14 protein-coding genes are annotated in these 25,104 nt (G+C 70.9%); 10 read left to right on the top strand and 4 right to left on the bottom strand.

All coding sequences use genetic code 11. The features are described from left to right. Nucleotides 1-126 precede the first annotated feature (126 nt). On the bottom strand, nucleotides 127-282 hold the full coding sequence (locus ACFY2X_RS27540; protein ID WP_389943156.1) for a thiazolylpeptide-type bacteriocin: 156 nt from the start codon (nucleotides 280-282) through the stop codon (nucleotides 127-129). A gap of 335 nt (nucleotides 283-617) precedes the next feature. Between ACFY2X_RS27540 and ACFY2X_RS27545 the strand changes: the two genes are divergently transcribed. From ACFY2X_RS27545 to ACFY2X_RS27585, 9 genes are all read left to right on the top strand, one after another. Continuing rightward, a complete protein-coding gene (locus ACFY2X_RS27545) occupies nucleotides 618-3,281 on the top strand; it encodes a lantibiotic dehydratase (protein WP_389943159.1) in 2,664 nt (887 codons plus the stop codon). Next, nucleotides 3,278-4,441 (top strand): lantibiotic dehydratase C-terminal domain-containing protein, encoded by a 1,164-nt coding sequence (locus ACFY2X_RS27550; protein ID WP_389943162.1) that lies wholly within the window; start codon nucleotides 3,278-3,280, stop codon nucleotides 4,439-4,441. The genes ACFY2X_RS27545 and ACFY2X_RS27550 overlap by 4 nt, the downstream gene beginning before the upstream one ends. Beyond that, entirely contained in the window at nucleotides 4,438-6,255 is a 1,818-nt protein-coding gene (locus tag ACFY2X_RS27555) for a hypothetical protein (RefSeq protein WP_389943165.1), read from the top strand. The genes ACFY2X_RS27550 and ACFY2X_RS27555 overlap by 4 nt, the downstream gene beginning before the upstream one ends. Before the next feature lie 104 nt (nucleotides 6,256-6,359). After that, nucleotides 6,360-8,402, top strand: coding sequence for a TOMM precursor leader peptide-binding protein (locus ACFY2X_RS27560; RefSeq protein ID WP_389943168.1), 2,043 nt, complete (start codon nucleotides 6,360-6,362; stop codon nucleotides 8,400-8,402). A gap of 10 nt (nucleotides 8,403-8,412) precedes the next feature. Continuing rightward, complete coding sequence (locus ACFY2X_RS27565; protein ID WP_389943171.1) at nucleotides 8,413-11,370, top strand: thiopeptide-type bacteriocin biosynthesis protein; 2,958 nt, start codon at nucleotides 8,413-8,415, stop codon at nucleotides 11,368-11,370. Nucleotides 11,371-11,434: 64 nt separating this feature from the next. Further along, nucleotides 11,435-11,605: a thiazolylpeptide-type bacteriocin gene (locus ACFY2X_RS27570; RefSeq protein WP_389943174.1), complete on the top strand. Its 171-nt coding sequence runs from the start codon at nucleotides 11,435-11,437 to the stop codon at nucleotides 11,603-11,605. 256 nt (nucleotides 11,606-11,861) lie between these two features. Then, nucleotides 11,862-13,004: a hypothetical protein gene (locus tag ACFY2X_RS27575; protein WP_389943177.1), complete on the top strand. Its 1,143-nt coding sequence runs from the start codon at nucleotides 11,862-11,864 to the stop codon at nucleotides 13,002-13,004. Beyond that, a complete protein-coding gene (locus tag ACFY2X_RS27580; RefSeq protein ID WP_389943180.1) occupies nucleotides 13,001-14,689 on the top strand; it encodes a hypothetical protein in 1,689 nt (562 codons plus the stop codon). Before ACFY2X_RS27575 ends, ACFY2X_RS27580 begins: the two co-directional genes overlap by 4 nt. 2 nt (nucleotides 14,690-14,691) lie before the next feature. Then, complete coding sequence (locus ACFY2X_RS27585; protein WP_389943183.1) at nucleotides 14,692-16,638, top strand: TOMM precursor leader peptide-binding protein; 1,947 nt, start codon at nucleotides 14,692-14,694, stop codon at nucleotides 16,636-16,638. 143 nt (nucleotides 16,639-16,781) lie between these two features. Here ACFY2X_RS27585 and ACFY2X_RS27590 read toward each other — a convergent pair whose 3' ends face one another. Then, entirely contained in the window at nucleotides 16,782-19,718 is a 2,937-nt protein-coding gene (locus ACFY2X_RS27590; RefSeq protein ID WP_389943186.1) for an AAA family ATPase, read from the bottom strand. Between the two features lie 537 nt (nucleotides 19,719-20,255). On the opposite strand from ACFY2X_RS27590, the gene ACFY2X_RS27595 reads away from it, so the two are divergent. Then, nucleotides 20,256-21,917 carry an FAD-dependent oxidoreductase gene (locus ACFY2X_RS27595; protein WP_389943189.1) on the top strand — a complete coding sequence of 554 codons (1,662 nt, stop codon included), beginning with the start codon at nucleotides 20,256-20,258 and terminating at the stop codon, nucleotides 21,915-21,917. Nucleotides 21,918-22,007: 90 nt separating this feature from the next. Here ACFY2X_RS27595 and ACFY2X_RS27600 read toward each other — a convergent pair whose 3' ends face one another. Continuing rightward, on the bottom strand, nucleotides 22,008-23,081 hold the full coding sequence (locus ACFY2X_RS27600; protein WP_389943192.1) for an IS110 family transposase: 1,074 nt from the start codon (nucleotides 23,079-23,081) through the stop codon (nucleotides 22,008-22,010). A gap of 227 nt (nucleotides 23,082-23,308) precedes the next feature. Beyond that, entirely contained in the window at nucleotides 23,309-24,832 is a 1,524-nt protein-coding gene (locus tag ACFY2X_RS27605; RefSeq protein WP_389943195.1) for an APC family permease, read from the bottom strand. Between the last annotated feature and the right edge of the window lie 272 nt (nucleotides 24,833-25,104).

Raw genomic sequence — 25,104 nt, forward strand, 5'->3', positions numbered from 1 at the left:
ACCCACCTCCGGTCACGGGATGAAGCTCCGCGACTCAGGCCCCTCCGCGCCGTCCCGGGGGGATCTCCACCATGAGGTGGAAGCGGGAACTGCTCCTGCGAGAGGAGATGTCTTTAGCTCCTGCCGTTAGTCACGACCGCCAGGTTGACCCACGTAGCAGGTGGAGCTGCTCTTGATGGAGGCGCCGGACTCGGGCAGCGCGGCCGAGTCGTGCATGCTGACGACGGTGAGGTCGTTGAGGTCGAGGTCGGCGAGGTTGAACTCGTCGATGATCTGTGGCATTTCTTCCATCCGTTTCGTGGGATAGGACGCAACCGCATGAGTTCCAGCGGGTCGACACCGCATGGCCGGTTGCTATCGGTTCAGCACGGTTAACCGCGTAGCCACCATGCGACCTTTGGTCACGCCCGGACATCCGTGGGAGCACGCAAACTTCCCACGCAAGCGTGGGCGAGGCCGGTACGTGCCCTGAAGTAAGTGGCGATCTGCGAGGTTGCACGGATGCCGCCGGGATCGCGGGCTGCGATCGTCGTCACCCGACGTTCACGAGGGACGCCGGTTGACGCTCACACCAACAAGAGGGTCAGCGCTCACATCCATCGGGCGAGGAGACCGCGATGACCGATACGGCCACGCCTGCGCCGCCGACCATGGCGGCGCCGGAGTCAGTGTCGGCACCCGCGGGTGAGGCGACCGTGGCCCCGTACGCGCTCGTACGGTCGACCGCGCTGTCCCTTCCACCGTCGCCGCCGGCCGCGGCCCGGTTCCGGTCGAAGGCCGACCGGCTGGCCGCCTTGATGGCCTGGTGCGCGCAGGTCAGCGAACAGCTGGGCGACGAACTGTATGACCGCATCGCCTCGGCCGCGCCTGACCTGCGCAACCGGGTGCTGCTGCCGCTGCGCCGCGACGTGCACAACCAGCGCACGCCCCGGCCGGGGCTTCGCGAGCGCCTCTCCGAGTTGCCGTGGCGGCTGCCGCTGCTGGAGCGGTGGCTGGCCGCGCGTGAGGAGATCGAGCGGCTCGGGCACGAGCTCGGCGAGCTGTCCGGGCCGGCGCTGGCGGCCGACCGAGGCGGGCTGGCCGAGCTGTGCGGCGCGGAGGCCCTGCGCCGTGCCGTCACGCTGACCGGCTCCGACCTGCTGCACGCAGCGGACCGCGCGGCCGTGCAGGGGGCGGCGCCGGACGCGCGGGCCCGCAAGTCGGAGGCCACCGTGCTGCGGTACGCGATGCGGGCGGCCACCAAGACCACCCCCCTGTCCTGGTTCGCGCACACCGGTTGGGGGTGCTGGCAGGACAAGCCCGCCGGCACCGACCAGCGATGCGCCGATCGGAACAGTCATGATCGGGCAGCGGCCTCCCAGGCGGACCGGGTCACGCTCGGCGCGCTGGTCGGCGCGGTGCTCGGCCGCCGCGACCTGCGCGGCCGGCTACCGCACCGGCTGGCGCCGGGCCTGCGCGAGGACGGGACACAGGTGCGCTTCCGCCGTCCGGGCCGGACCGGCGACGGACGCCCCGGCCTGGTCAGCGAGGAGGAGGTGACCCTGCCGCTGACGGCGCCGCTGCGGCACGTGCTGGCCCACCTCCGGGCGGCTTGGACCGTGCTGCCGCGCGACCTGGCGGCCGACGTCGCCGCCCGGCTGCCCGGCGCGCCCGAGCGGGCAGAGCAGTTCGGCGCGCAGTACGTCACCGGGCTGATCGACAGTGGGCTGCTGCGGCCAGCCTGGCCGGTCGACCCGCAGGCGCCGGATGCCACCGGGCAGGTGGCGCGCTGGCTGGCCGGGATCGGCCTGGCCGACCTGGCGTCGGCCGTCGCCGACCTCGCCGCGCAGAGCGCCGGGTTCGCGCACGTTCCGGCGGCGGACCGCGCCGGCGCGCTGGCACGCCTGAACTCTCGCTGGGCCGAGGCCTTCGCGGCGGCGGGCTCAGCAGGGAACGTGAGGCGCGACGGTCGGCGGATGCCGGTCACCGAGGACGTCACCGTCGGCGGCGTGATACCGCTGGGCGCCGCGCACGGTGGGGCCGTGCTCGGCGATCTCACCCGTCTCCTGCCGCTGCTTGAGCTTTTCGACCAGTACGCCCTGGTACGCCGGGCGGCCCGGGAGCGGTTCGTCGCCCGGTTCGGCGCCGGCGGGCGCTGCGGTTCGATCGCCGAGTTCGCCGGTGAGTACGGCGAGGCCTGGCGGATATTGGAGTACCTCGAAGCCAGGCGAGTGCTCCCCGACGCGGACCGGCGCTCGCTGAGTCCTGAACTGCGGGACCTGGTCCGGATCCGCGAAGAGCTGGTCGGTGCGGTGCCGGCGGTGGGGGAGGACGGGGAGATCCTGCTGCCCGGCCGGGTGGTGGAGGAGGCCCGGCGCCGGTTGCCGGGGTGGGTGCGGGCCCGGCCCACCTCGTACGCGGTCTTCGCCCAGCCGGTGCCCGAGTCGGGGTCTGCCCGGTTGTGCGTCAATCATGTCTATGGCGGCTGGGGGCGCTTCACCAGCAGATTTTTGCCCTACCTGGAGCCCGCCGCGGCCGAGCAGGTCCGCGCGCAGATCGCCCGCGCAGCGAGCGGGCGGGTGGCCCAGATCCGGCCGGTCGGCGGGTTCAACGCCAACCTGCACCCGCTGCTGGCCGGCGAGGAGATCGCCGACGAGACGCCTTGGGGAACGCTCCTGCCGGAAGACCTGGAACTCGTCCATGACACGGGCAGCGACCAGGTGCGAGTGCGGATCGGCTCAGGAGGAGAGCCGATCGATGTGCTTTACCTGGGCTTTTTGGTGCCGATCGCGCTTCCCGCTCGGTTGACGCCGCTGCTGATGGACCTGGGTTCGGGCCTGGTGGACCTCGGGAACGTGTTGGTGTCGGACAAGGAGCGCGACACCGCTCTCGGCCGGATTCACCACCGGCCGCGCCTGCGCTACCACGGCGTGATCCTGTCCCGCGCGCAGTGGAGGCTGTCCGCGTCGATGGTGCGGGCCTGGCGCGATGACCTGGACCGCGAAGAGGGGCCGCCCGTAGGCGCCGCCGCCCGATGGAGAAGCACGCTGGGCCTGCCCGAGAAGCTGTTCGTCAGTGCGGCCTATGCCGAAGGCTCCAAGGGGCTGGAGGGCTTCCTGTCCTACTTCGCCCAGGCGCGATCGCAGTACGTGGACCTGGGAAGCGCCCTGCACCTGCGCTGCCTGTCGCGGGCCCTGGCGCGCTACCCGCAGGGCGTGATCCTCGAGGAGGCGCTGCCCGAACCGCAAGCCGGCGTGCCCGCCACCGAGATCGTCACCGAACTCTACCGGAGGACTCCATGACAGACATGAGAGGCGAGCCGCGCACCGATCTCGACGTCGCCTGCTACTACCACACGCCGACGAAGGCAGCGTTGCTGCACGAGGCCGTCCTCCCCGCGATCCGGGATCTTCAGGGCCGGGGGTTCGCCACCCATGTCGAGCGGCACTGGCTGCACGGCCCGCACCTGCGGATCCGCCTGTCCGGGTCTGCCGGGCAGGTGACCGAGGCCGCCGAGGCGCTGGCCGGCACGCTCCGGGAGCATCTTCTCGCGCATCCCTCGCAGACGGTCGTGGACACGGCGGTTTTGCTGGAACGGTCGGTGATCAATGGCCGCGCCGAGCTGATCCTGGGTCCTTACGAGCCGATTCACCCGGACAACACGGTGCGGATCGAGCCCGCCGACGCCAGCCACCTGATCCTGCTGCTCGGCTCCGAGGCGGCGGTCGCCCACCGGGCCACCCTGCTGCGTGCCGGGCTGGAACCCGTGGCGACGTCGGTTGCCCTCCTCGTGCGCCACGGCAACTCGACCGGCGACCGGGTACAGCTCGCGCTGACCGCGATGGCGGTGCACGCGGCCGCCTACCCCGCCGGGTACGCCGGGGGCTACCAGTCCTTCCTGTCCCATCTTGAGGACTTCCTCCATCTGAACGACGCCGACGGGCGGCTGCGTGCCAGGTTCGACCACGAGTGGCGGCAGCGGACGGAATTGATCACCGAGCAGGTCGGAGAACTCGTCGCTTTCCGGCCGGCCGACCCGGTCGCCCGGGTGTGGGCCGAATGGGCCCGAACCGCGTGGCAGATCTGCGGGCCGGCGTTCGAGCGGGGCGAGCTCCCGTCGCAGCTGAGCGATGCATACCGGCATCAGGCGCTGGCCACGGGGGATGAGGCGACCGCCCGCCGCTGGGATCCCGGCACCCGCACCAGCTACAGCGAGTATCACCGTCTGCTGCGCCGGACCGATTTCCTGCGCCTGCCCGGTGTCGAGGGGAACTTCGGGCCGTACCGGTTCGCGACCAACGTGTTCTACCTGCTGCTGAAGTTGTGTGATGTCACCCCGCTGGAGCGGTATCTGGCGGCGTACCTGTTCAGCCAGGCCGCCCAGCGCCTGTCCGGGGTCACCTGGCAGGAGGCCATCGCCTCGCACCTTTCCGGCGACGCCCCCATCGAGGTGAGCCGATGAGCGGCATCGTCGTGAACCCCGCCGTGGCCGCCGAGCAGGCCGACGGGGGCGCCGGTGTGGTGCTGCGCCTGCGCCCGATCGTGCACGCGAGCCCGACCCCGGACGGGATCCACGTGCGCGGGTCCCGGTCGAGCTTCACCATGAACGGCGGAGCGGGGCTGTGGCGGCTGTGGCAGGCACTGGCGATCGCGCTGACCGACGGGCGGCTGGAGGAACGGCTGCCGGACCTGTCCGCCGACCCCGCGGTCCAGGCCGCGGTGAAGACGCTTGTCCAGCAGTTGCGCGAGCACGACATGCTGATCGAGGTGCCACCGGGCTGGGGGGAGACCTGGAGCCGGATCAGCCCGCCCGACCGGATCGCGCGCTGGCTGGAGGCGGTCGCCCCGGACCCCCTCGCGGCCTGGACGCGGATCCAGGCGGCCACCATCGTCGTCCACGGCACCGGCCCGGTCGCCGCCTGCGCCGTACGCGCCCTGGAGGCCGCGGGAGTGCGGGCGATGCGCTCGGGTGAGCAGGGCGGTCAGGCCGTCGCGGTGCTGGAGGCCTCGGGCGTACGGGCGAAACGCTCGGGCGAGCACGACCGCCAGGCCGTCGCGGTGCTGGATTCCGGTGAGGTGGCGGTGGCAGCTGGGGCCGCCGGTGAGGCCGGCTTCGTGACGCCGGTCGGCGCCGCCGGGTCGGTGTCCAGTGAGGCCGAGGCGATCGCTGCCCGGATCGGCATGTCCCGCGACATCGCGTCGACGCGGGTGCTCGCCGCGCTCGTCGGTGGCGCCGCGGCTCATCGGCTCGTGTGCGCGCTGGCCGGCCTGCCCGATCCGAGCCAGGACGAGCTCGCCTTCTCCCCGACATCGGGAACGGCGCTCGCGGGCCTGCCGACGGTTCTGGTCGCTCGCCTTGATCCTCTTCGCGCCGAATACCGTCCGTGGCTGGGCGGGGAAACGCCGACTGGGGGGACACCGCCCTCGCTGGATACGACGCCGACGCGTGTCGGTGACCGGAACGGGCTGGATGACGCCATGGACCGGATCGACGCGCTGTGCGACCCGGAGACCGGCGTTCTTCCCCCGCTCGACCTCGACGATCTGCCGCAGGTGCCCGCGGGGCTGGCGCGGTGCCGCGGCGGAGACCTCGCCGTCTGCGGCGTCGGCGTCGACGCCGCGGCGGCGCGTCTGGCCGCCGCCCTGGGCGCCGCGGAACACGCGATCGGCCGGGACGGCGGGGTCGCCGTGGTGGTGGGGGCCGACCGCCTGCATGCGGAGGGCTCGCTGCTGCGCCGTGCCGTCCACCGGTGGCATCGGGACCTGGCGGGCAAGGACGTGGCCGAGTCGCAGTGGGCGCTCGATGCGCAGGCCAGGTCCTGGTGGAAGGCGGTGACGCTGCGGTTCGGTATCCCCGCCGAGATGCGGGTCCGCCGCCTGGACGCCGGGGTGTTCCATGCCGAGTTGCGCGCTGGTGAGGACAGGCTGGGCTGGGCCGTCGAGCACACCGCGGCCGACGCGGCGGCCATCTGCGCGCTGAACGCGGCGGGGGCACTCCAATGGCAGGCCGCGGGCGCGGGCATCGGAGGAATCGTGCACGGTTCTCACGCCGCGATGCCTCCGCGCGCGACCATCAGTGGGCAGGACGCCGAGCCGTGGGAGGCCGGAGCCTGGATCTGGCCCGCGCAGTTGTCGGTCCACGAGCCGGACTTCCAGGGCCGGATGCTTCGGGTGCTCGGTGCTCACGCTCCGGCCGCCACACCGGTGGCGCCGTACGGCAGGCTGACCCGGGCACTGGCGGCGGTCGGGTTCGTGGTCCTGGAGGCCACGCCATGAGCCAAACCACCGATCGTCCGGAAGGTCGCCTCGCGAGCGGAGCCGCTGATCGTGGGGAAGGTCGCGTCGCAAGCAAAACCGCCGATTGTGCGGAAGGCCATGCCATGACCGAAGAACCCCCGCCACCCCCGCGGCTGGCCGGTCTGCTCGCCATGGCCCTGGCCGATCTGGGGCAGTCCTGGCCGGTCCTGGATGCCCGGGCCGTGCTGACCGCTTCCGCCGATCCCGCCGCTGGCGCTGGCGCCGTCGGTCCGGCCGCTCCCGCCATTGATGCTGCCGCTGTCGCCTCCGCTTCCGCCGTGCCGACCGCGACCGCCCCCGCCGCGGTGGTGGCACTGGAGGAATGGACACTCGCCCAGGCCACCGAACTGTCCGCGCACGCCTGGCAAACCGGGACGATCCTGCTGCCGGTCCGCGTCGACGGCAGCACCGCGCTGCTGGGCCCGCTGCTGCACCCGGCCGCCCCGGCCTGCCTGGGCTGCGCCGAGACCGAACGGCTGGCCACCATCGGCGGCCGGACCCCGCGCGACCAGCCCGGCCTGCTCCTCGGCGGCATCCCCGCGCCCACCGCGCTGCCGCTGCTGGCCGCACTGGCCGCCGACGCGCTCGCCGACCCCGCCCAATGGGACGGCACGGTCTGGGCGGTCCGCACCGGCGACGGCACCTGCTCCATCCACCGGGCCCGGCCCCGCCACGACGGCTGTGCGCTCTGCGGGCCGCTCCCGGACGACACCGTGGAGGGGGCGTCGTTCGCCGTGGTGGCCCGGCCGCTGCCCGACCCCTACCGGCTGCGGCAGGACAATCCGGCCACCACCCTGGACGGGCTGCGGCGGGCGTTGCATGACTGGCGGCTGGGCCCGGTGGCCCACGTCTCCCGCCGGGAAAGCCTCGCCCTCGCCCTGGCCCACGCCGAGGTGGTCGGCGGCTGGGAGGTCCGCGACGGCGGCTACGGCCGCGCGACCACCTTCGCCGACGCCGAGCGGATCGCGCTGTTCGAAGCGGTGGAGCGGATGGCCGGCCTGAGCCCGCGCGGCAAGCGCACTCAGTTGCGCGCCAGCTTCGCCGAACTGGGCCCGCAGCGGGCCCTGGATCCGGCCCGGCTGGGGCTGCACGAGCCGCACCTGCAGGACCTGCCGCAGTTCGCGCTCTCCCGCTACACCCCGCACACCGCAACCACCTGGGTTCACGGGTGGTCGATGGGCGAGAGGCGAGCCCTGGCCATCCCCGAACAGGCCGTCTACTGGGGCTACCCGATGCGACCGGATCACCGTGATTCGGCCCAGTTTCTGCTGGAGAGCTCCAACGGCTGCGGTCTCGGCAACAGCCTGGAGGAGGCCGTGCTGTACGGGCTGCTCGAGGTGGCCGAACGCGACGCCTTCCTCATGGCCTGGTACGCCCGCACCCCGCTGACCCGGGTGGAACCACCGGCCGAGGATCCGCTCGTGGGCCATCTGGTCGACCGGCTGGACGCGTTCGGCTACGACCTGCTGCTGTTCGACGCCACCAACGACTTCGGCGTACCGGTGGTCGCCTCGCTGGTGCTGTGCCGTGACCCCGAGTCCCCGGCGCCGCAGGCGTTCTTCGCCGGCGGCGCCCATCCCGACCCCCGCGAGGCCATCCGCGCCGCGGTGATCGAGGTGGTGGTCAACCTGATGCTTGTCCCGGAGTTCACCCGGACCTGGCCGGACCTGTTCGACCGGGACCGGCTCCAGCCGATGCTCGACGAGCCGCACCGCGTGGTCACGCTGCACGACCACACGGCCCTGTACACGCTGCCCGAGGCCCGCCCCCGGTATGCGTTCCTGCTGGACGACGAACGGCCGGCCCGGCCGTGGCGGGAGGTGTGGCCGGACCGGCCCCGGCCGACGGCCGACCTGGGCGGCCTGCTGCTCGACCTGGCGGCCCAGGTCACCCGGGCAGGAATGGACGTGATCGTCGTCGACCAGACCGACCCGGTCGTCCGCGCCGACCTCGGGTTGCACGCGGCCAAGGTGGTGGTCCCCGGCGCGTTGCCGCTGACCTTCGGCCACGTTTACCGGCGCACCCGCGGGCTGTCCCGGCTGCTGGAGGTGCCGTGGCGGTTGGGTCGCCTGCCGGCCCGCCCGAACTACGACGACCTGCCCCTCGACCCCCACCCGTTCCCGTGAGAGGCCGGCCATGACTGACACGATCCTTGCCGCGCTGGCCACCGCCTACGATCACGGGCCCGGCAAGTCCGTCTGGGCGCCGGTGTACGGCCCCCGGCCGGCCCGGCCACCGGCGGCCGATGGTGTGGAGTTGCGGCGTCTGGCCGACACCGGCCCCTTCGGGGCCGCCCTGGCCCGGGCGCTGGTCGCGGCGTTGGGCCCGCGCCGGTGGGAGCCGTGGAATCCCGGCAACGATCATCGTGCCTATCCTTCGCCCCGCTCGACCGGCCTCACTGACGTCACGGTGCGGCTGGGAGGGCATCGCTGGACGATCGACCCGGTGCGGGCCCGGCTGGACGGCACCGACCGGCTGCCACCCCGCGTCACGTCCGCCTCCATCGAGCTGCACGTGTCACCCGACCGGCTGCCAGAGGGCTACGGCAGCCTGCGCGCAGCCATCGCCCTCCTCGAAGCCGGGCACGTCAGCGCCGCCCTGGCCGAGGCGAGCCGCGCCGCGGGCCTGACCCCTCTGGCCACGCCGCTGATCACCCAGGCGAACGCGACCGGCCTGTCCGGGCCGGTGGCGGAGCTGACCGTGCGCCCCGGCGGGCGGCTGAGCTCCGGTGGGTCGGCGAGGTGGCCGTGGCGGCGGGTGTCGGCCGCCCGCAGCGCCGGGCTGGCCCCGCGCGGGCTGTCGGCCGACCCGCGCCCGCTGCCCGAAGACACGCTGCACCGGCTCGTCCGGGACGGCCTGACCCCGCCCGCCGGCTCCCTGGCCGGTTCACCCGCTGGTGCGCTGGCCACCCCGCCCGCTGGTTGCCTGGCCGGTCCGGCCGGTGCGCTGGGCCTGCACCACCGGCTCGCCGTACGCGGGATAACCGGGGTCACCGACGGGCTGTACGAACTACGCGACGGTCGGCCGGTGCTGTACCAGGCGGGCCCGGCCACCCGCCGGCTCCAGGACGCCTTCCGCTACGGGCCCGACCAGGTCGACGTGACCGGCATGAACGTGGTCTGGGTCATCACCGCCGATCTGGCCGCCGCGGTCCGCGAGCACGGGCCGGCCGCCTACCCCCGGGCGCTGCTGACCGCCGGCGCCACCGCCCAGCACGTGTGCTCGGCCGCGGCCGCGGCCGGCCTGTTGCCGGCCGGTACGCAGCTTCGACGAACCCCCCACCGAGGCCGCCGTCCACACCGACCCCGGCCAGGACGCGCTGTACATGCTGCTCATCGGCCGGCCCCGCGCGCTGGACTTCTGCTACGACCTGACCGACCCGGAGGACCCGCAATGGCCGTGACTCCTGTCGCGCCCGCCACCACCTGGGGCAGCCTGTACTGCTTTTTGCACTGGCGGCCCGAACACGTCGACGCCTTCCTCACCGGCACGCTCGCGCCGCTGATGGACGGGCTGCGCGAGGCCGGCCGGATCGCCGACTGGTTCTTCATCCACTACGCCGAGCAGGGGCCGCACCTGCGGATCCGGGCCCGCGACGCCGACCCCGCCACCGTCGAGGAACTCCAGCAGAGGCTGGGCGAGGCGGTGCGGGCCGCGCCGTATCCGGTGCAGCCATGGGCGGACGCGAGCACCACCACCTGGCGCGGGCACGGCGAGGTATGTGAGGTCGCCTACGAGCCCGAAACCGAGCGGTACGGCGGCGCGGCCGCGCTGCCCGTCGCCGAAGAGGTCTTCTGCGAATCCAGCCGCATCGCGGTCGCTGTGATCGCGGCAACGCCCCGGCACGAGCACCGCCTGACCGCCGCGATCGACTTCGTCCTGGCCACCGCGATCGCGCTCGACCTCGACATGCTCGACACGATCCGCTGGCTGCGGTTCGGCTCGATCTCCTGGCGGTGGCATCCTGACAGCACGACGCTCTCCCCGTCGATGATCCAGGGTCCGGCGCTGGACGCGGCGGCGGCCCAGTCGGCGACCGTGGTCCGGCGCTGGCACGACATCCACGCCTCGGCCGCCTCCGGCGCCCGGCTGCGTGACCGGTGGGCCGCCTGCGTCCGAGCCGCCCGCACCCGCCTGGAAGCCGACGACACCGTGGACCGGGGCCGGTGGCTGCAGGTGTGGGCCTCGCAGCTGCACATGCTGCTCAACCGGCTCGGCGTGCTGCCCGACGAGGAGCGCTGCCTGGACTGGTTCATCGCCGCCGCGCTGCGCGCCCCGGACGGGACCACCGACTACTTCGCCGACGATACCGGGGCCCTGGACCGGCGCTATCTGGAAGCCAGCAGCTTCGCAGTAAGCCGGATCACCTGGCAGCAGCCCAGGGACGTGCCACCGGCCAAGCGGCGGGCGCGGTATCTCCCCGCCGGTCCCGCGGTGGCCCTGCCTACGGGAGGGCCGATCGACATGCCGCTGGGCAGCGCGCTGGCCCGCCGGACCACCGGCCGGGGCGACCTGGGCGGGCCGGTGACCGCCGCCGACCTGGGCACGATGCTCTGGACGGCTTATGCGAGCCTCCCGCAGGACGGCGACCCCACCGGCCATCCGCGTCGGCCCTACCCGAGCGCGGGAGCGCAGTACGTCGCCCGTTTGCGGCTGATCGTACGCAACATCGAAGGCCTCGCCCCCGGACAATACGACCTCGACCAGGAAACGCGGACGCTGCTGCCGCTCGGGGCCGCACCCTCGGACGACGAGCTCGTGACCGCGTCCATGTGGTTCACCCGGGACTCCTCGCCCAAGGATCGCACCCAGGCATACGACCCCGTGCAGGTGTCGACGCTGCCCGCGCTGCTGGGCCTGTATGTCGACCTGGGCGCCCTGCGCGCCCGGTACGGCCTGCGGGCGCTGCGCTTCGCCCTGCTGGAGGCGGGCCACCTGGCGCAGAACCTGGCCCTGACCGCGGCGGCGACCGGGCTGTCCACGGGCATGATGGGCGGCTTCTACGACGACGTCGCCCACGAGCTCTTCCTACTGGATGGCATCGACGAGGTGCTCGCCTACCTGCTCCCCCTGGGACGCGGTCTGTCCGAATGATTTCGTCGCGGCGATCGGCCTGCGACGTCCGCCGATTCATGGGAAAGGGGGTGATCTGATGGTTATGAAGAGTGAATTCGACTTTGATGATCTTGATTTGGGCAAGCTGACGGTGACGAGCATGCGAGACACCGTGGCGCTGCCGGAATCCGGAGCCTCGTCGGTCTGCTCCTGCAGGGGCTCATGCTCCTGCTGCACGTGCGTTACCTGCCGCGTGCCGCCGGAGCCGGCGTGATTTGACCTGCTGCGCGAATGCGCGGCGTCGCAGGTGACTGCCGTGAATTCCGCTCACGGCGGTCGCCTGCTTCGGTACATCAACGGCAGAAATATGTGACTCCTCCGCTCCCTGAAGAGAGCGGCTTCTCGCTTCCCTCGGCTGAGGCAGGCGACGGCCAAGCCCCGACCGTTTCAAACAAAGAAACCGTGACAGGGAAGCGATTCCCCTGCCGGGTAAATCCGGCAGTCCCCTCGCTAGACACGATGGAGCCGATGTGAGCGTGAACACGGTCGACGTGGTCTGTTACCACTACGAGCCGGTCAAGGCGCCACTGCTGCTGGCGGCGGGGATTCCCGCCGCTCGGGAGGCCGCCGAACTAGGTGTGGACGCCCACATCGAGCGGCACTGGTTGCACGGGCCCCACATCCGGGTCCGTCTTTCAGGTGCGGAGGACATCGTGGCCGCGGCCGCCCAGCGTGTCGCCATGCGACTGCGGGATCACGTCACCGCTCGCCCGTCCCGCCTGGCGATGGACGCACGGACGCTCCTCGAACAGGCAGCCGTCATCGGCCGCGTCGAGCTGATCCCGCCTCCCTACGGCCCGATCCAGCCCGACAACACCGTGGTGGTGGAGACGGTCGACGACCGGCACCTGGCCGAGCTGCTCGGCTCCCAGGGTGCCGTGTCCTGCCGGGCGCAGTTGCTGCGCCTGGGCCTTGACCCGATAGAGGAGGCGGTCGGCTTCCTGGAGGGGACCGGTCACGGTGGAGGGGCGCGGGTGTGGATCGCGCTGACGGCGATGGCCGCGCACGCGGCCGCCTACCCTGGAGGACTGGCGAGCGGCTGCCACACTTTCCTGTCGCACGTCGAGGACTTCCTGTTGCACCACGACGACGGGTCACTTCGCGACCGGTTCCGGCAGGAGTGGCGGCGGCGGGCCGACCGTGTTGTGGCCCACGTCGAGCAGACAGCCGCGTCGGGTGCGCAGACCCCGGGCCCCATGGCCGCCGCCTGGTCGCGGTGGACACGTGCCGCGCGGGCGATCTGCGGGCCTGCGTATGCGAGAGGTGAGCTCGCGCTCTACCCGGGCGAGCAGTACGCGCATCGGGCCCGCCTGGTGGGCGATCCGGAGATCGCGCGCCGGTGGGATCCGAGCCTGCGCACCGAGTACAGCGAATACCACCAGGCGATGAACTTCGATTTCCAGCGCAAGCTGGGGATCGAGCAGGACTTCGGGTCCTACCGCTTCGCCACCAATGTTCTCTACCTGCTCCTGTCGATCAGCGATGTCATGCCGGTTGAGCGCTATCTCGCCGCATACCTGCTGGTCGAAGCCGTCGAGCGGATCACGGGGACATCGTGGCGTCAGACGCCGGGCACCGGCTCCCAGGCGTCGACGATCTTGGAACCGCGATGACCGGCACAACTGAAAGCACCGTCATGACCGTTTTGCGGCTGCGCCCGGCCGTGCACGCCAGCGCCTTCGCCGGGGGAATTCACATACGTGGATGGGCCTCGAGCTTCACCATTGAGGGAGGGCCCGGACTCTGGCAGCTGTGGCAGGGGCTGGCCGCCCGGCTCGGGCGGGGCTGCACCGCCGAGCAAGTGGGACGGCTCTCCTCACGGCCGGAGGTGCGTGAGGCGCTGCGGACGCTGGTGGAGCAGCTACGCGAGCACGACATGCTGATGAAGGTGCCGCCTGCCTGGAACGACGGCCATCCCGGCCGTCCGCCGGAGCAGGTGGCTTGCTGGCTGGAGGCGATGGCGCCCGATCCGGCCGCCGCGTGGGCGCGGATGAAGGATGCCGAGGTGACGGTGACCGAAGGGGGAATGGTCGCCGAGGCGGCTGTCCGCGCGCTGAGGGCCGCCGGGGTGCCGGTGCGGGTTCGGGCGGGTGACGGTGACACGACGCTCTTGCTCGCCGCCTGCGGGTCTGCCGTCACCGCTGCCTGTGATGGTTCGGTGGGTTTCGTCACCTCGGTCGGCACGGCCGAGCGGGCGCGCCGAGATGCCGAGGCGCTCGCGGGGCGGCTGAGCCTCGTCTCAGGCGTGCCGCAGCGGCCGGACCCGGTGTCGGCGCTGGTCGGTGGGGCGGCTGCACTTCGTGTGATGTGCGCCGTCCTCGGGTTGCCGGACCCCGGTGACGAGTCGGCCGTCGACACGGCGCCGGGTCTGCCGCGATATCCCATGGTCCTGGTTGCTCACCTCTCGCCGCTGCGATCCGAATACCGTCCGTGGCTGTACGGCGACGCCGATGCCCGTCCACCCTCCGATGGCGGTCGCCTCGACCTGGACGAGGCACTGGACCGCATCGACGCCGTGTGCGACCCGGAACTGGGCGCCGTACCGGCCCCCGATGCCGAGGATCTGCCGCAGGTGCCGACCGGACTGACCCTGTGCCGCGTGGCCGGGATCGTGGTGGGCGGCATGGGTGTGACATCCGACGCCGCCCGGCTGGCCGCTGCGCTGGGCGCCGCCGAACACCTGGCTTCGCGATCCGGCGCGGGCGTGGTCGCCTGCGGTGTCGATCGGATGCACGCCGAAGGCGTCCTGCTTCGCCGATTGGTCCACCACCGGCTGGAAAATGGCGGTGGGTCGGTGCGGTCACCCCTGCCCGAGGCCCGAGGGATCAGTGATCCGGTCGCCCGGCGATGGTGGAAGACGCTCACGGTCCGATTCGGCGTCGCCGCCGAGATGAGGGTGCATGAGCTCGCCCCTGGCGTGTATCACGCTCAGGTGTTGTCCGGTTCGGGCATGCTGGGCTGGGCCGTGGAGGCCACGGCCGGTGACGCCGCCGCCTTCGCCGCGCTCGCCGCCGTGGGGGCCGCCCAGTGGCGTGCCACCGGTCGTTCCGTCCCGGACGTCATGGGCGTGCCGTGTGGAGCGTTCCCCGTTCCGAGGGCCGATGATTCACCGGCCGCGCCGTGGCACTCCGACGCATGGGCCTGGCCCGGCCGTGCTGCTGATCGTGAACCGGCCCTTCAGGAGCGGCTCTCGAGCATGGTGCCGCCACGCGCGACCAGACCGACCACCCCCGAAGACGCGTTGACGCGCGCGTTGGCCGCCGGGGGATTCGTCCTCATCAACGGAGGCCTGTCATAACCATGTTCGATACGGACGAGATGGTGTTTCGCGAGCTGCTCGCAGATCAGCTCGCGACATCCGGTTTCCACTGCCCGGTGCTTGGCCCCGGGGCCGATCTGGCCGCTTACCCGGAGTTCGCGGTCGTGGTCATGGACCGGTGGACCCCGGAGCTGGCCGCGGCGTTCAGTGAACGGGTGTGGCACATCGGCGCGACGGTGCTGCCCGTACGCTTCGACGGCGGCACCGTGCTGATCGGCCCCGTCCTGTTCCCCGGCGCGCCCGCCTGTCTCGCTTGCGTCGAGTGGGAACGGCTCGCCACGATCGGGGGCAAGACCCCGCGCGCCGAGGGGCGTCTGACGCTCGGCGGGCTGCCGCTACCGACCGCCCTACCAGCGCTGGATACCGTGATCCGGAGCGTGGCGGCCGACCTTGACGGGTCGTCGGGGCTGTTGTGGGCGATCCGCACCTATGACGGCACCTGCTCGACCCATCCCGTCCGGCCTCGCCGCGGCGGGTGCCGGATCTGCGGGCCGCTGCCCGAAGACACACCCGAGGCGGCCGTCTTCCAGCCGGAGAGTCGACCCCTGCCCGATCCCTTCCGGCTGCGCCGGCCCAACCCCGCCACGACCGTCGAGGGCCTGCGCGAGGCTCTCCACGATGTCCGTCTCGGACCGGTGACGCACATCTATCGCCGGGAACGGCTGCCGCTCGCCCTCGCCGGGGTTGGTCTCAGCGGTGAGATCGGGCAGGACGGCGGCTACGGCCGGGCCTCGACGTTCGCCGACGCCGAGCGCGTGGCGCTCTTCGAGGCCGCGGAGCGCATGGCCGGCGAGCGGCCGCTCGGCAAACGCACCGCCCTTTACGGCAGTTACGAAGAGCTCGGAGCGGGCCGTGCCGTCGACCCGGCCCGGCTGGGGCTGCACGAGCCGCGCTACCACGACCATCCCGGGTTCCGGCTCACGCCGTACGCGCCGGATGTGCGGACGCACTGGGTGCAGGGGTGGTCGATGGCCGAGGGCAGGGCGCTGGCCGTGCCCGAGCACGTGGCCTACTGGGGAGCGCCGATGCGCCGGGGGAAGCACAAGAAGGAAGTCGGGGCGCGATTCCTGCACGATTCGTCTAACGGCTGCGGGCTCGGTAACAGTCTTGAAGAGGCCGTCCTGTATGGGCTGTTCGAGGTGGCCGAGCGGGACGCCTTCCTCATGGCCTGGTACGCCCGCACACCGTTGAAACGGGTCGCGCCACCGGATGAGGATCTCCTGATCGCGCACCTGGCCGACGGGCTCGACATGCTCGGTTACGATCTCATGTTCTTCGACTCGACCAACGACTTCGGCATTCCCGCGGTGCTGGCGCTGGTCCTGCATCGTGATCTGGCAGCGCCCGTGCCGCAGGTGTTCTTCGCCGCCGGAGCCCACCTGGATCCGCGCGAGGCCATCCGCTCGGCCACCGTCGAAGTCGTCGTCAATGCCTTCGAGAGCATCGGGATGCCGCGAAGCGACCCCGGCCGATTCGATCGCGACCGTCTGCTGCCGATGCTCGCCGCGCCGGATCTCGTCAGGACCATGGACGATCATGTGGCCGTCTACACGTTGCCTGAGGCCAGAGCCCGATACGAGTTTCTCCTCGGTGATCGCGACGTTTCGCTCCCGTGGCAGGAGATCTGGCCGGGCCGGCCACGCCCGGTGGCGGACCTGGGCACGCTCCTGACAGATCTGGCTGAGCGTCTCGAACGGAAGTCCATGGACGTGATCGTCGTCGACCAGACCTTCCCCGCGATCCGGGAACGGCTCGGCCTGCACGCGGCGAAGGTGATAGTGCCCGGAGCCCTGCCGATGACCTTCGGCCATGTGTACCGGCGGACCCGGGGACTGGTGAGATTGCTGGAGGTGCCGTGGAAGCTGGGCCGCCTGCCGTCCCGCCTCGACTACGAGGACCTGCCGTTCGATCCCCATCCGTTCCCGTGAGCGGGCGATTCGGATCTCGCGCCACGACAATGCGTCCCGTGTCTGACGTGTGGGCCCTGTGAATCATCCGATCGTCTTCCGATCAAGCGATCCTCGATCTCCTGCGAACGCTGAAAGCGACAAGACTTCTTGAACCTGATCGCCTAATCGGCGCTGTTGCGGGTGACCAGAGCCGCAAGACCGACCCGGGAGGACACGCCGGTCTTGCGGTAGACCCGGGAAATATGGGTCTCGACCGTGCGGTGGCTGAGGTAGAGCCTGATCGCGATCTCCTGGTTGGTGAGGCCTTCGGCGACCAGCCGGGAGACTTCCCGCTCGCGTGCCGTCAGCATGGCCAGCTCGTTCGAGGGCTCGAACGAGTCCTCGATCGCTGCCGGTCGCGCGCGTTCGGCCAGACCGATCAGCAGACGCGCGCCACCGTCGGTGGCGAGGCGATGGCCGCGACGCCACATGGCGGCGGCCCGGGAGGGATTTCCAGCCGCTTCCATCAGCGGGGCACCGAGCAGCAGGGCGTGAGCCTCCCGAAGCGACGCGCCGGATCGCGCGCACTCCTGCGCGGCCTCGGCCAGCATCTGCGCCGCCGTCGCGCTGTCGCCCCGGTGGGCCGCGACCGCGGCCACGCCGCGCAACGCGACTCCGCGCTGGGCCGGCAGATCCAGCCGGTCCGCTTCCTCCCGGGCGCGTGAGGACCAGCGCTCGGCGTGTTCCAGGTCACCGGTGGCGACGGCGGTGTTGACGAGCAGCTCCAGGTAGCCGGGGCGGGCCCAGGGATGCAGCCGCCGCAGCTCGCTCCCGCCGCCCGCGCGCAGCAGGACTTCCCTGGCCCGGTGCGGGTCGCCGGCGGCCATCGCCGAGTAGCCGAGGATGCTCCAGGTGAGGGACGCCCACCAACTGTCGCTTGAGCCCGCCGTGGCCACGGCCTCCTCGCTGAGGACCAGAGCACGTGTATCGCCCGGCGGACATGAGTACAGCAGGATCAGAGACTTGAATCCGAGCGTGAACGCCAGGAGTTCGCTGCTGCCGATGGCCCGCGCGATGGGCTCGGCCTCCTCCACCAGTTCCAGAGCGGACGGCAGCCGGCAGGCTTGGAGATGGGCGTACGCCTTGCACAGCAAAAAATGTGGGATCAGATAAATCTGACCGCTTCGGCGAGCGATCTCCGCGCCACGGTCGGCATGGCGCTCCGCGTCGGCGTAGGCCTCCAGGAACACCTCCGTCCAGCCCAGCCAGGTCAGCGGCTCGCACAGGGCGAAGAGGTCGTTGTCGGTCAGCGCGTCCGCCAGCCTCGCCGCCCGGCCGGCGAACGCCCGCGCCTTGGCCGTCTCACCCTCGTAAGCCTCTCCCATGGCGGCCAGCGCGAGGGCGCTCGCCTCGCCGATCTCATCGCCGAGCGAACGCGCGGCCGCGAGGGCACGCCCGATCTCCTCGCGAGCCTCGGGGTAACACGCTGCGAACAACGCGGCCGATCCCAGCTCCAGTCCGAGGGAGACGGCGTGCCGGGGCGATGGCGGAGGCCGCCGGGACAGCTCGCGGCGCAGCAGCGCGGTAGCCTCCGGCAAGCGTCCAAGATGTCGCTCCATCACCGCGCACAGCGCGACCGCCTCCGCCCGGAAGGGCGCGTCGTCCGGTCCCGAGGCGCTGATCACTTCGTGCAGCAGGTCACGGCTTTCCTTCAGGGCGCCGCTCACGCCGAGGGCGCGGGCGCGCAGCAGCATCAGTTCGCCGCGCATGGCCTTGCGCTCGGACGTGCCTGGCAGCAGCCGGAGCACCACCTCCAGCCAATGGGCGCAGGTCGCCGGGGCGGTCGCCTCGGCTTGCTTGGCCGCCTCGATCAGCACGGCGACCGCGTCCGGATCCCAGCCGGTCAGCGATCGTTCGATGTGATGTGCTCGTTCGCCGACGGCCGCACCTGCCCGGGCCAGCTCGGCCGCCGCCCGGCGGTGAATCTCGGTTCGCCGCCGAGGGTCGATGCTTTCGTAGACGAGCGCCCGGATCACCGGGTGGCGCAGCGTCCACCGCCCACTTGAGCAGATTCGAACGAGGTCGCGTCGGGTCAGCGCGCGGATGTCGTCGTCGAGTTCCGCCTCGTCACGCTCGCTCACCGGGCCGAGTACGGCAGGCGTGGCGTGGTCGCCGAGCACCGCGATCGCCTCGACGGTCCGGCGCTGAGGCGGTGTCAGCGGTGTCAGCTCGTCGAGCAGCAACGATCCGAGTCCGGTCGGCAGGCTGCCCGGGCGGCTCCCGGCGGCCCGGGTGTACGCGAGAGCGGGGCCGCGGCGGATCGGCGCGCCGCTGCGGTGGGCGTGCAGGAGGGTGTGGAAGTACAGGGGGTTGCCCTCGCTGGCGGCGTAAAGTTCCGCGGCATGGCTGCGCGGCAGGTCCGGGGCGAGTTCCTCGACGCACTCGCGTTCGGTGAGCGGTCCCAGCTCCAGGCGCAGCACCGCTCCGGTGTCGACCCCGCGGGCGAGCGCGGCGGCCGGTGACGCCGAGGTCTGCCGGTTCCGGCGCGCGATGACCAGCAGCACCGGGGCGCACACGGGGTGCCGGATCAGGTAGTCGAGCAGTTCCAGCGAGGCGGGGTCGGCCCAGTGCAGATCGTCCAGCGCCACCACCGCTCCCGACTGGCCGAGGTGCGCCAGCAGCGCCGCGGTCGCCCGGTAAAGACCGAAGCGATCGGCATGGCCGTGCACCGTAGGAGGAGATGGCTCTCCGTTGACACCGCTGACGCCGTGCAGGACGGGAAAGGCCGCCTCGAACAGCTCCGAGACCGGGCTCAGCGCGAGGTGGTCGAGGTCGGCGAAGGCGTCGGTCAGCGGCTGGAACGGGATGTGCCGCTCGTATTCGGTGGCCCGGCCGCGCAGCACCGTCACCCCGCACTCTCTCACCCGCCGGCAGAACTCGCCCATCAGTCGGCTCTTGCCGATTCCTGCTTCACCGGTGATGTCGACGACGGCGGGACCGTCCCCCCGGAGCAGGCGTTCGACCATCGCCTCCAGTTGTTCAAATTCGGCGGACCTGCTGACCAGCGGTGTCACGTTCTCGCTCTGTTTCGGCCCGCCGTACGACACATCCACCACCATCGTGCTCCTTCGGAGAGCTTCCTATGTATGTTCCTGCGTGGTGCCAAAAGGCCGTTTGGCAAGCCGACGGCTGGCGGTCGGCTCGCGGACGACGGTGGTCGGCGATCTGCTGGTCCGGGAACAGGGGGTGCTCGGAAACCCGGCAGCATGGCACCACGACTCCCGCCATGACTGGGTTCTTATGGGCGGTGTCGACAGATTCTAGGGAGACGAACTACGAAGTTCTACGGATGTCCGGCCGCACGCGCGGTGTGCCTCATCCTCCGGACGGTGAGCTGTCACTCCACTGGTAAGTCCTGGAGCTGGGAGGTTGGCCGCGGGCTGTCGCTCGCGCTCCTTACCGGGAAAGTCGCGAGCCGTTTGATATTAGGTAACGAGCCGTTCGATGTTAGGTAACCAGGCTAAGTAATTTTACGATGCTCGGCTTCGTGCGGCACAGTGTCATGTGATGGCCGAGATCGGTTACGCGATGCCGACTGCCGCGGGAGCTCCCCAGTCTCCATGCTGATCGCCAACACGATCAGGAGGCCACCCCCCATGGCACGAACCTCATCCCTGCGTGCGCTCCAGCGCCTCGCGGCCGAACACCACGACGCCCGCCGCATCAAGATCCCCGTCGAGGACCTGCGCGGGCTGCGCGCCGAGGCGGCCGCCGAACCTGATGGTCTCGCCCGGCGCGAGCTGCTCAAGCGCGCCGCGCTGGCCGGCCTGGCGGTCACCGCGCTCGGCTCCCTGCAGGGCCGCGCCCGCGCCGACGTCACCCCGGCGGTCAAGCCGCTCAAGCCCGCCCGGGTGGCCGTCATCGGGGCCGGGATCGCCGGTCTCACCGCGGCACTCACTCTCAGGGACGCCGGAGCCACCCCCGTCCTCTACGAGGCGAACCCGTCACGGATCGGCGGCCGGATGTATTCCCAGCGCTCCCACTGGACGGGCGGCCAGACTTCCGAGATCGGCGGCGAGCTGATCGACGTCGAGCACAAGAAGATGCTGGAGCTGTGCCGCCGGTTCGGCCTGCCCACGATCAACTTCGCCGGAGCCGGGCCGAACGGCGCCGAGGAGATCCTGCATTTCAACGGCGCCTACTACCCGCGCTCCCAGGCCGACGCCGACTTCAAGGAGATGTACCAGGCGCTGCACGCCGACCTGCAGGCCGCGGGCGAGGTGACGTGGAACAGCACGACGCCCGAGGGCACGGCGCTGGACAACATGTCGATCCGCCAATGGATCGACTCCCGTGTGCCCGGCGGCTACGCCTCGAACCTGGGCCGCTTTCTCGACGTCGCCTACAACGTCGAGTATGGAGCCGAGACGGTCGACCAGTCCTCCCTCGCGCTGGTGCTGCTGATGGGTTACCAACCCAATCCGGGGCACTTCAACGTCTGGGGCCTGTCGGATGAGCGGTACCACATCGTCGGCGGCAACGACCAGCTGCCGCAGGCCATGGCGGCGGCGCTGCCGTCCGGTTCGATCCAGATGGGCTGGCAGCTGCTGGCCGTACGGGCGAACGACGACGGCACCCAGACGCTCACCTTCGACAACGGCGGAACCGTCAAGACCGTCGTCGCCGACCACACGATCATCACCGTCCCCTTGCCGATCCTGCAGCGCCTCGACCTGTCACGCGCCGGGTTCGACGCCCGCATGACGAACCTGTTGCGCGACGCCCGGATGGGCTACGTCACCAAGCTCAACATGCAGTTCACCAGTCGCCCCTGGGTCGGCACCGGTCCCTGGCCCGGTGTGTCGGCCGGGGACTGCTTCACCGACCTGCCCTTCCAGCAGTGCTGGGACACCACCAAGGGCCAGGCCGGCTCGACCGGCGTGCTCATCCAGTACGGCGGCGGCAACGCGGCCCGCTCCCTCAACCCGTCCACCCCGTTCGCCACCGACGCCGATTCCTATGTCCGTGATCTCGTGGCCTCGACGCTGACGCGGATCGACACGGTCTTTCCCGGGACGAAGGCGCGGTGGAACGGCCGGGCACAACTGTCGGCCTGGCACAACAACCCCTACTCGCTTGGCGCCTACTCCTACTGGCCTGTCGGCTATCTGCACAGGTATGCCGGCTATGAGGGAACGCGCCAGGGCAACGTGCACATCGCCGGTGAGCACTGCTCCTACGACTTCCAGGGATTCATGAACGGCGGCGCCACCGAAGGTGAACGTGCCGCCGGAGAGGTGATCGCCGCGCTGCGGTAAGAGGGCGGGAACAGGCGTCACGGCCTGCGCCCCCGCGGGGATTCCGCGGGGGCGCAGGCCGTACCTCGTGGAGGGATGCTCCTATTGATGTCAAGCGGCGAGGTCTTGATCATTCTTGGCGATGACCTGGTAGAGCTCGCGGGCGATGTAGCGCTTGAGACAGCGGATGATCTCTTTCTTGGATAGACCGTCTTGGGTACGTCGTTCCATGTAGGCGCGGGTGCGCGGGTCCCAGCGCAGACGGACCAGGGCGATGCGGTACAGGGCGGCGTTGGCTTGCCGGTCACCGCCGCGGTTGAGGCGGTGCCGGGTGGTCTTGCCGGATGAGGCCGGGATCGGGGCGACGCCGCAGAGCATGGCGAAGGCGGCCTCCGAGCCGAGCCGGCCGTGGTTTTCCCCGGCGGTGACCAGGAGCTGTCCGGCCACGTCGGGGCCGACGCCGAAGACGGCGACCAGATCGGGGTTGATGGCGGCCACCAAGGGCTCCAAGAGCTGATCGAGATCGGCGATCTCCGTGGTGAGCTGCTGGTGGCGGCGGGCCAGGGAACGTAGCGCGAGTTGGGTGGCGGTGGCCGGGTCGCCTGCGTGGGCTGGGTCGGGCTGCAGCGCGGCGCAGGTGGCAATCAGCGCCTTGATCGGTAGCCGGCGCAGGGGTTGACGCAGGTCGTCGGGCGCGGTGACGATCAGGGCTTTCATCTGGCGTTGTGCATCGGCGCGCTGGTCGATCGCCGAGCGGCGGGCGATCCGCAGGCATCGCAGAGCCTCTACCTGGCCATCGCGCTGCTTGGGGGTGCCGGTCCGGTCTGCGGCCAGGGCGGCCTTGGCGGCCTGGATCGCGTCGATCGGGTCGGACTTGCCCTGGAAACGGCGGGTCTTGCGGTCGGGACGGTCGACCTCGGCCAGCTCCACGCCCTGCTCGCGCAGGTAGCGGGCCAGCCCGGCCCCGTAGGCGCCGGTGCCTTCGACGCCGACGATCCTGATCATCCCAAACCCCTGCATCCAGGCCAGGAGCGCGGTGTACCCGGCGGTGTCGGCCGGGAACTGCTCGCTGCCCAGCACCCGCCCCACCGGGTCGACCACGGCTGTGGTGTGGGTGTCTTGGTGGGTGTCCACACCACCGGCAACCTCGATGATCGTCGTGGTGTGGGGTGTAATGGAGGCCATCGTCGTCCTGTCGTCTTGACCGAGGGGCAGGGCGGCACGCACCGGCCGGGCAACGCGGACAAGACAGAGAAGGGGCCTCTGGCCAGGCTCCTATGAGGTCACAACGCCACGTCCGGTGGGTGCATCGAGCACCTCCCGCCCCAGGCCGACAGATCCCGTTGAGGACCCCAGGTCAGTCAGTCGCTGGGTCAGGCCCTGGCGGGAGGTGCTCCCCTACATCATCTCTGTCAGTCGCGCTCGACGGTGTCCTCCAGCACGATCCGGCCGATGATCGCGTACTTCTCGGGCCTGCGGATCTTCAGGTAGAAGGCCAGGGCGGCACCGAGGACGGCGAAGCCGAGCACGATCCAGGGAATCAGGGTGAAGAACAGGGACTTGGAGGCATCCCCGGCGGCGGCCTCCTGGTTCTGGAACAGCAGCAGGACCACGTAGGCCATCGCCAGGCCGCCGGCGAGCGGGGCCAGGAAGGTGCGCCACCACGACGAGGTCTCGGGATGCTTCTTCCTGACGTGGAAGTAACCGATCACCGAGAACGAGCAGAGGGTCTGCACGATCAGGACGGCCAGCGTGCCGAGCACCGCGAGCAGGGTGTAGACGTGCAGGTAGGGGTCCATCCCGGCGAAGAAGAACGCCAGCACGATCACCACGGAGATCGCGGTCTGCACGAATCCCGCGATGTGCGGCGAGCCGTGCTTGGGGTGGGTGGAGCCCAGGGTCGCACGGGTGCCGGGGAACAGGTCCTCGCGGCCGATCGCGTACAGGTAGCGGGACGCGCAGTTGTGGAAGGCCATCGAGCACGCGAACGAGCCGGTCAGGATGAGGACCTTGAACAGGTCGACCGCCCATTCGCCGACCAGTTCCCTCGTCGGGTTGAAGAAGATGCCCGCGAGCTCCTTGACGGCGATCTGCGGCGCCTTCACGCCGTTGGCGGCCACGGTCATCCAGGAGACGAAGGTGTAGAACAGGCCGATGCCGACCACCGAGACCAGGGTCGCGATCGGGATGATCTTCTTGGGCTCGCGGGATTCCTCGCCGTACATCGCGGTCGACTCGAACCCGACCCAGGACCAGAAGCACATGAACAGGCCGAGCCCGACCGCGCCTTCCTGCAGGCCGGTGACGGAGAAGGCGCCCGCCGGGTTGAGCGTGCCGGCCATGAGGCCGTCCGGGCCGCCGCCGTGGAACAGGGTGACGACGGCGGTCAGCCCGAGCATGAGGATCTCGGTGACCAGGAAGACGCCCAGGACCTTGGCGGTCAGGTTGATGTCGAAGTAGGTGAGAATCGCGTTCAGGGCCAGGCCGAGGAGGGCGAACCAGAGCCAGTGGATGTTCACGCCGGCCAGGCTCTTGAAGGTGTCGTTGGCCGAGTAGGCGAAGAACCCGATGATCGAGGCCTCGAAGACGACGTAGGCCATCGTGGCGAGCAGGCCGGCGATCATGCCGGCGACCTGGCCCAGGCCGTGGGAGATATAGCCGTAGAAGGCGCCGGCGGAGGTGATGTGCTTGGCCATCGCCACGTAGCCGACGGAGAAGACGGTGAGCACGATGGTCGCCACGAGGTATCCCGCGGGCACGCCCAGGCCGTTGCCGAAGCCGACGACGATCGGGACGTTGCCGGTCATCGCGGTGATGGGGGCCGCGGTGGCGACCGCCATGAAAATGACGCCCACCAGCCCCACGGCGTTCTTGCGGAGGCGGTTGATGTCGTGGGTGCCTTCGGCCGGAGCCTCAGGCCTGTCGGTGATGCTCAATCGCGTGCGCCTTTCTGGAACCTGGCGACGGACGGGGGGATGGCGACGATATTGACCGCGGACGAGACCGACGAACAAGTGCTATCAGGGCTCAAACAATTACGACATGTCATCCCGTTGATGTGTTAGACCGGACAAAAGTCACGTTTTCTTATTCCGTTGGGCGTCGAATGGGTCACCGCGGATCCGCTGTCCGCCTCCGGGCGGGCCCGCCATGCCGTGAGAGACGGATTCGCACGTCAAGAAATGGGTCAACTCATCGCCGTCGTGCG

The sequence above is a fragment of the Streptosporangium sp. NPDC000396 genome, from assembly GCF_042898655.1.
Taxonomy (GTDB): domain Bacteria; phylum Actinomycetota; class Actinomycetes; order Streptosporangiales; family Streptosporangiaceae; genus Streptosporangium.

Excerpts from the sequence above, each read along its gene's own strand:
- ACFY2X_RS27540 (WP_389943156.1), bottom strand. The coding sequence starts at position 282 with ATGCCACAGATCATCGACGAGTTCAACCTCGCCGACCTCGACCTCAAC.
- ACFY2X_RS27545 (WP_389943159.1), top strand. The coding sequence starts at position 618 with ATGACCGATACGGCCACGCCTGCGCCGCCGACCATGGCGGCGCCGGAG.
- ACFY2X_RS27550 (WP_389943162.1), top strand. The coding sequence starts at position 3,278 with ATGACAGACATGAGAGGCGAGCCGCGCACCGATCTCGACGTCGCCTGC.
- ACFY2X_RS27555 (WP_389943165.1), top strand. The coding sequence starts at position 4,438 with ATGAGCGGCATCGTCGTGAACCCCGCCGTGGCCGCCGAGCAGGCCGAC.
- ACFY2X_RS27560 (WP_389943168.1), top strand. The coding sequence starts at position 6,360 with ATGACCGAAGAACCCCCGCCACCCCCGCGGCTGGCCGGTCTGCTCGCC.
- ACFY2X_RS27565 (WP_389943171.1), top strand. The coding sequence starts at position 8,413 with ATGACTGACACGATCCTTGCCGCGCTGGCCACCGCCTACGATCACGGG.
- ACFY2X_RS27570 (WP_389943174.1), top strand. The coding sequence starts at position 11,435 with ATGAAGAGTGAATTCGACTTTGATGATCTTGATTTGGGCAAGCTGACG.
- ACFY2X_RS27580 (WP_389943180.1), top strand. The coding sequence starts at position 13,001 with ATGACCGGCACAACTGAAAGCACCGTCATGACCGTTTTGCGGCTGCGC.
- ACFY2X_RS27585 (WP_389943183.1), top strand. The coding sequence starts at position 14,692 with ATGTTCGATACGGACGAGATGGTGTTTCGCGAGCTGCTCGCAGATCAG.
- ACFY2X_RS27590 (WP_389943186.1), bottom strand. The coding sequence starts at position 19,718 with ATGGTGGTGGATGTGTCGTACGGCGGGCCGAAACAGAGCGAGAACGTG.
- ACFY2X_RS27595 (WP_389943189.1), top strand. The coding sequence starts at position 20,256 with ATGGCACGAACCTCATCCCTGCGTGCGCTCCAGCGCCTCGCGGCCGAA.
- ACFY2X_RS27600 (WP_389943192.1), bottom strand. The coding sequence starts at position 23,081 with ATGGCCTCCATTACACCCCACACCACGACGATCATCGAGGTTGCCGGT.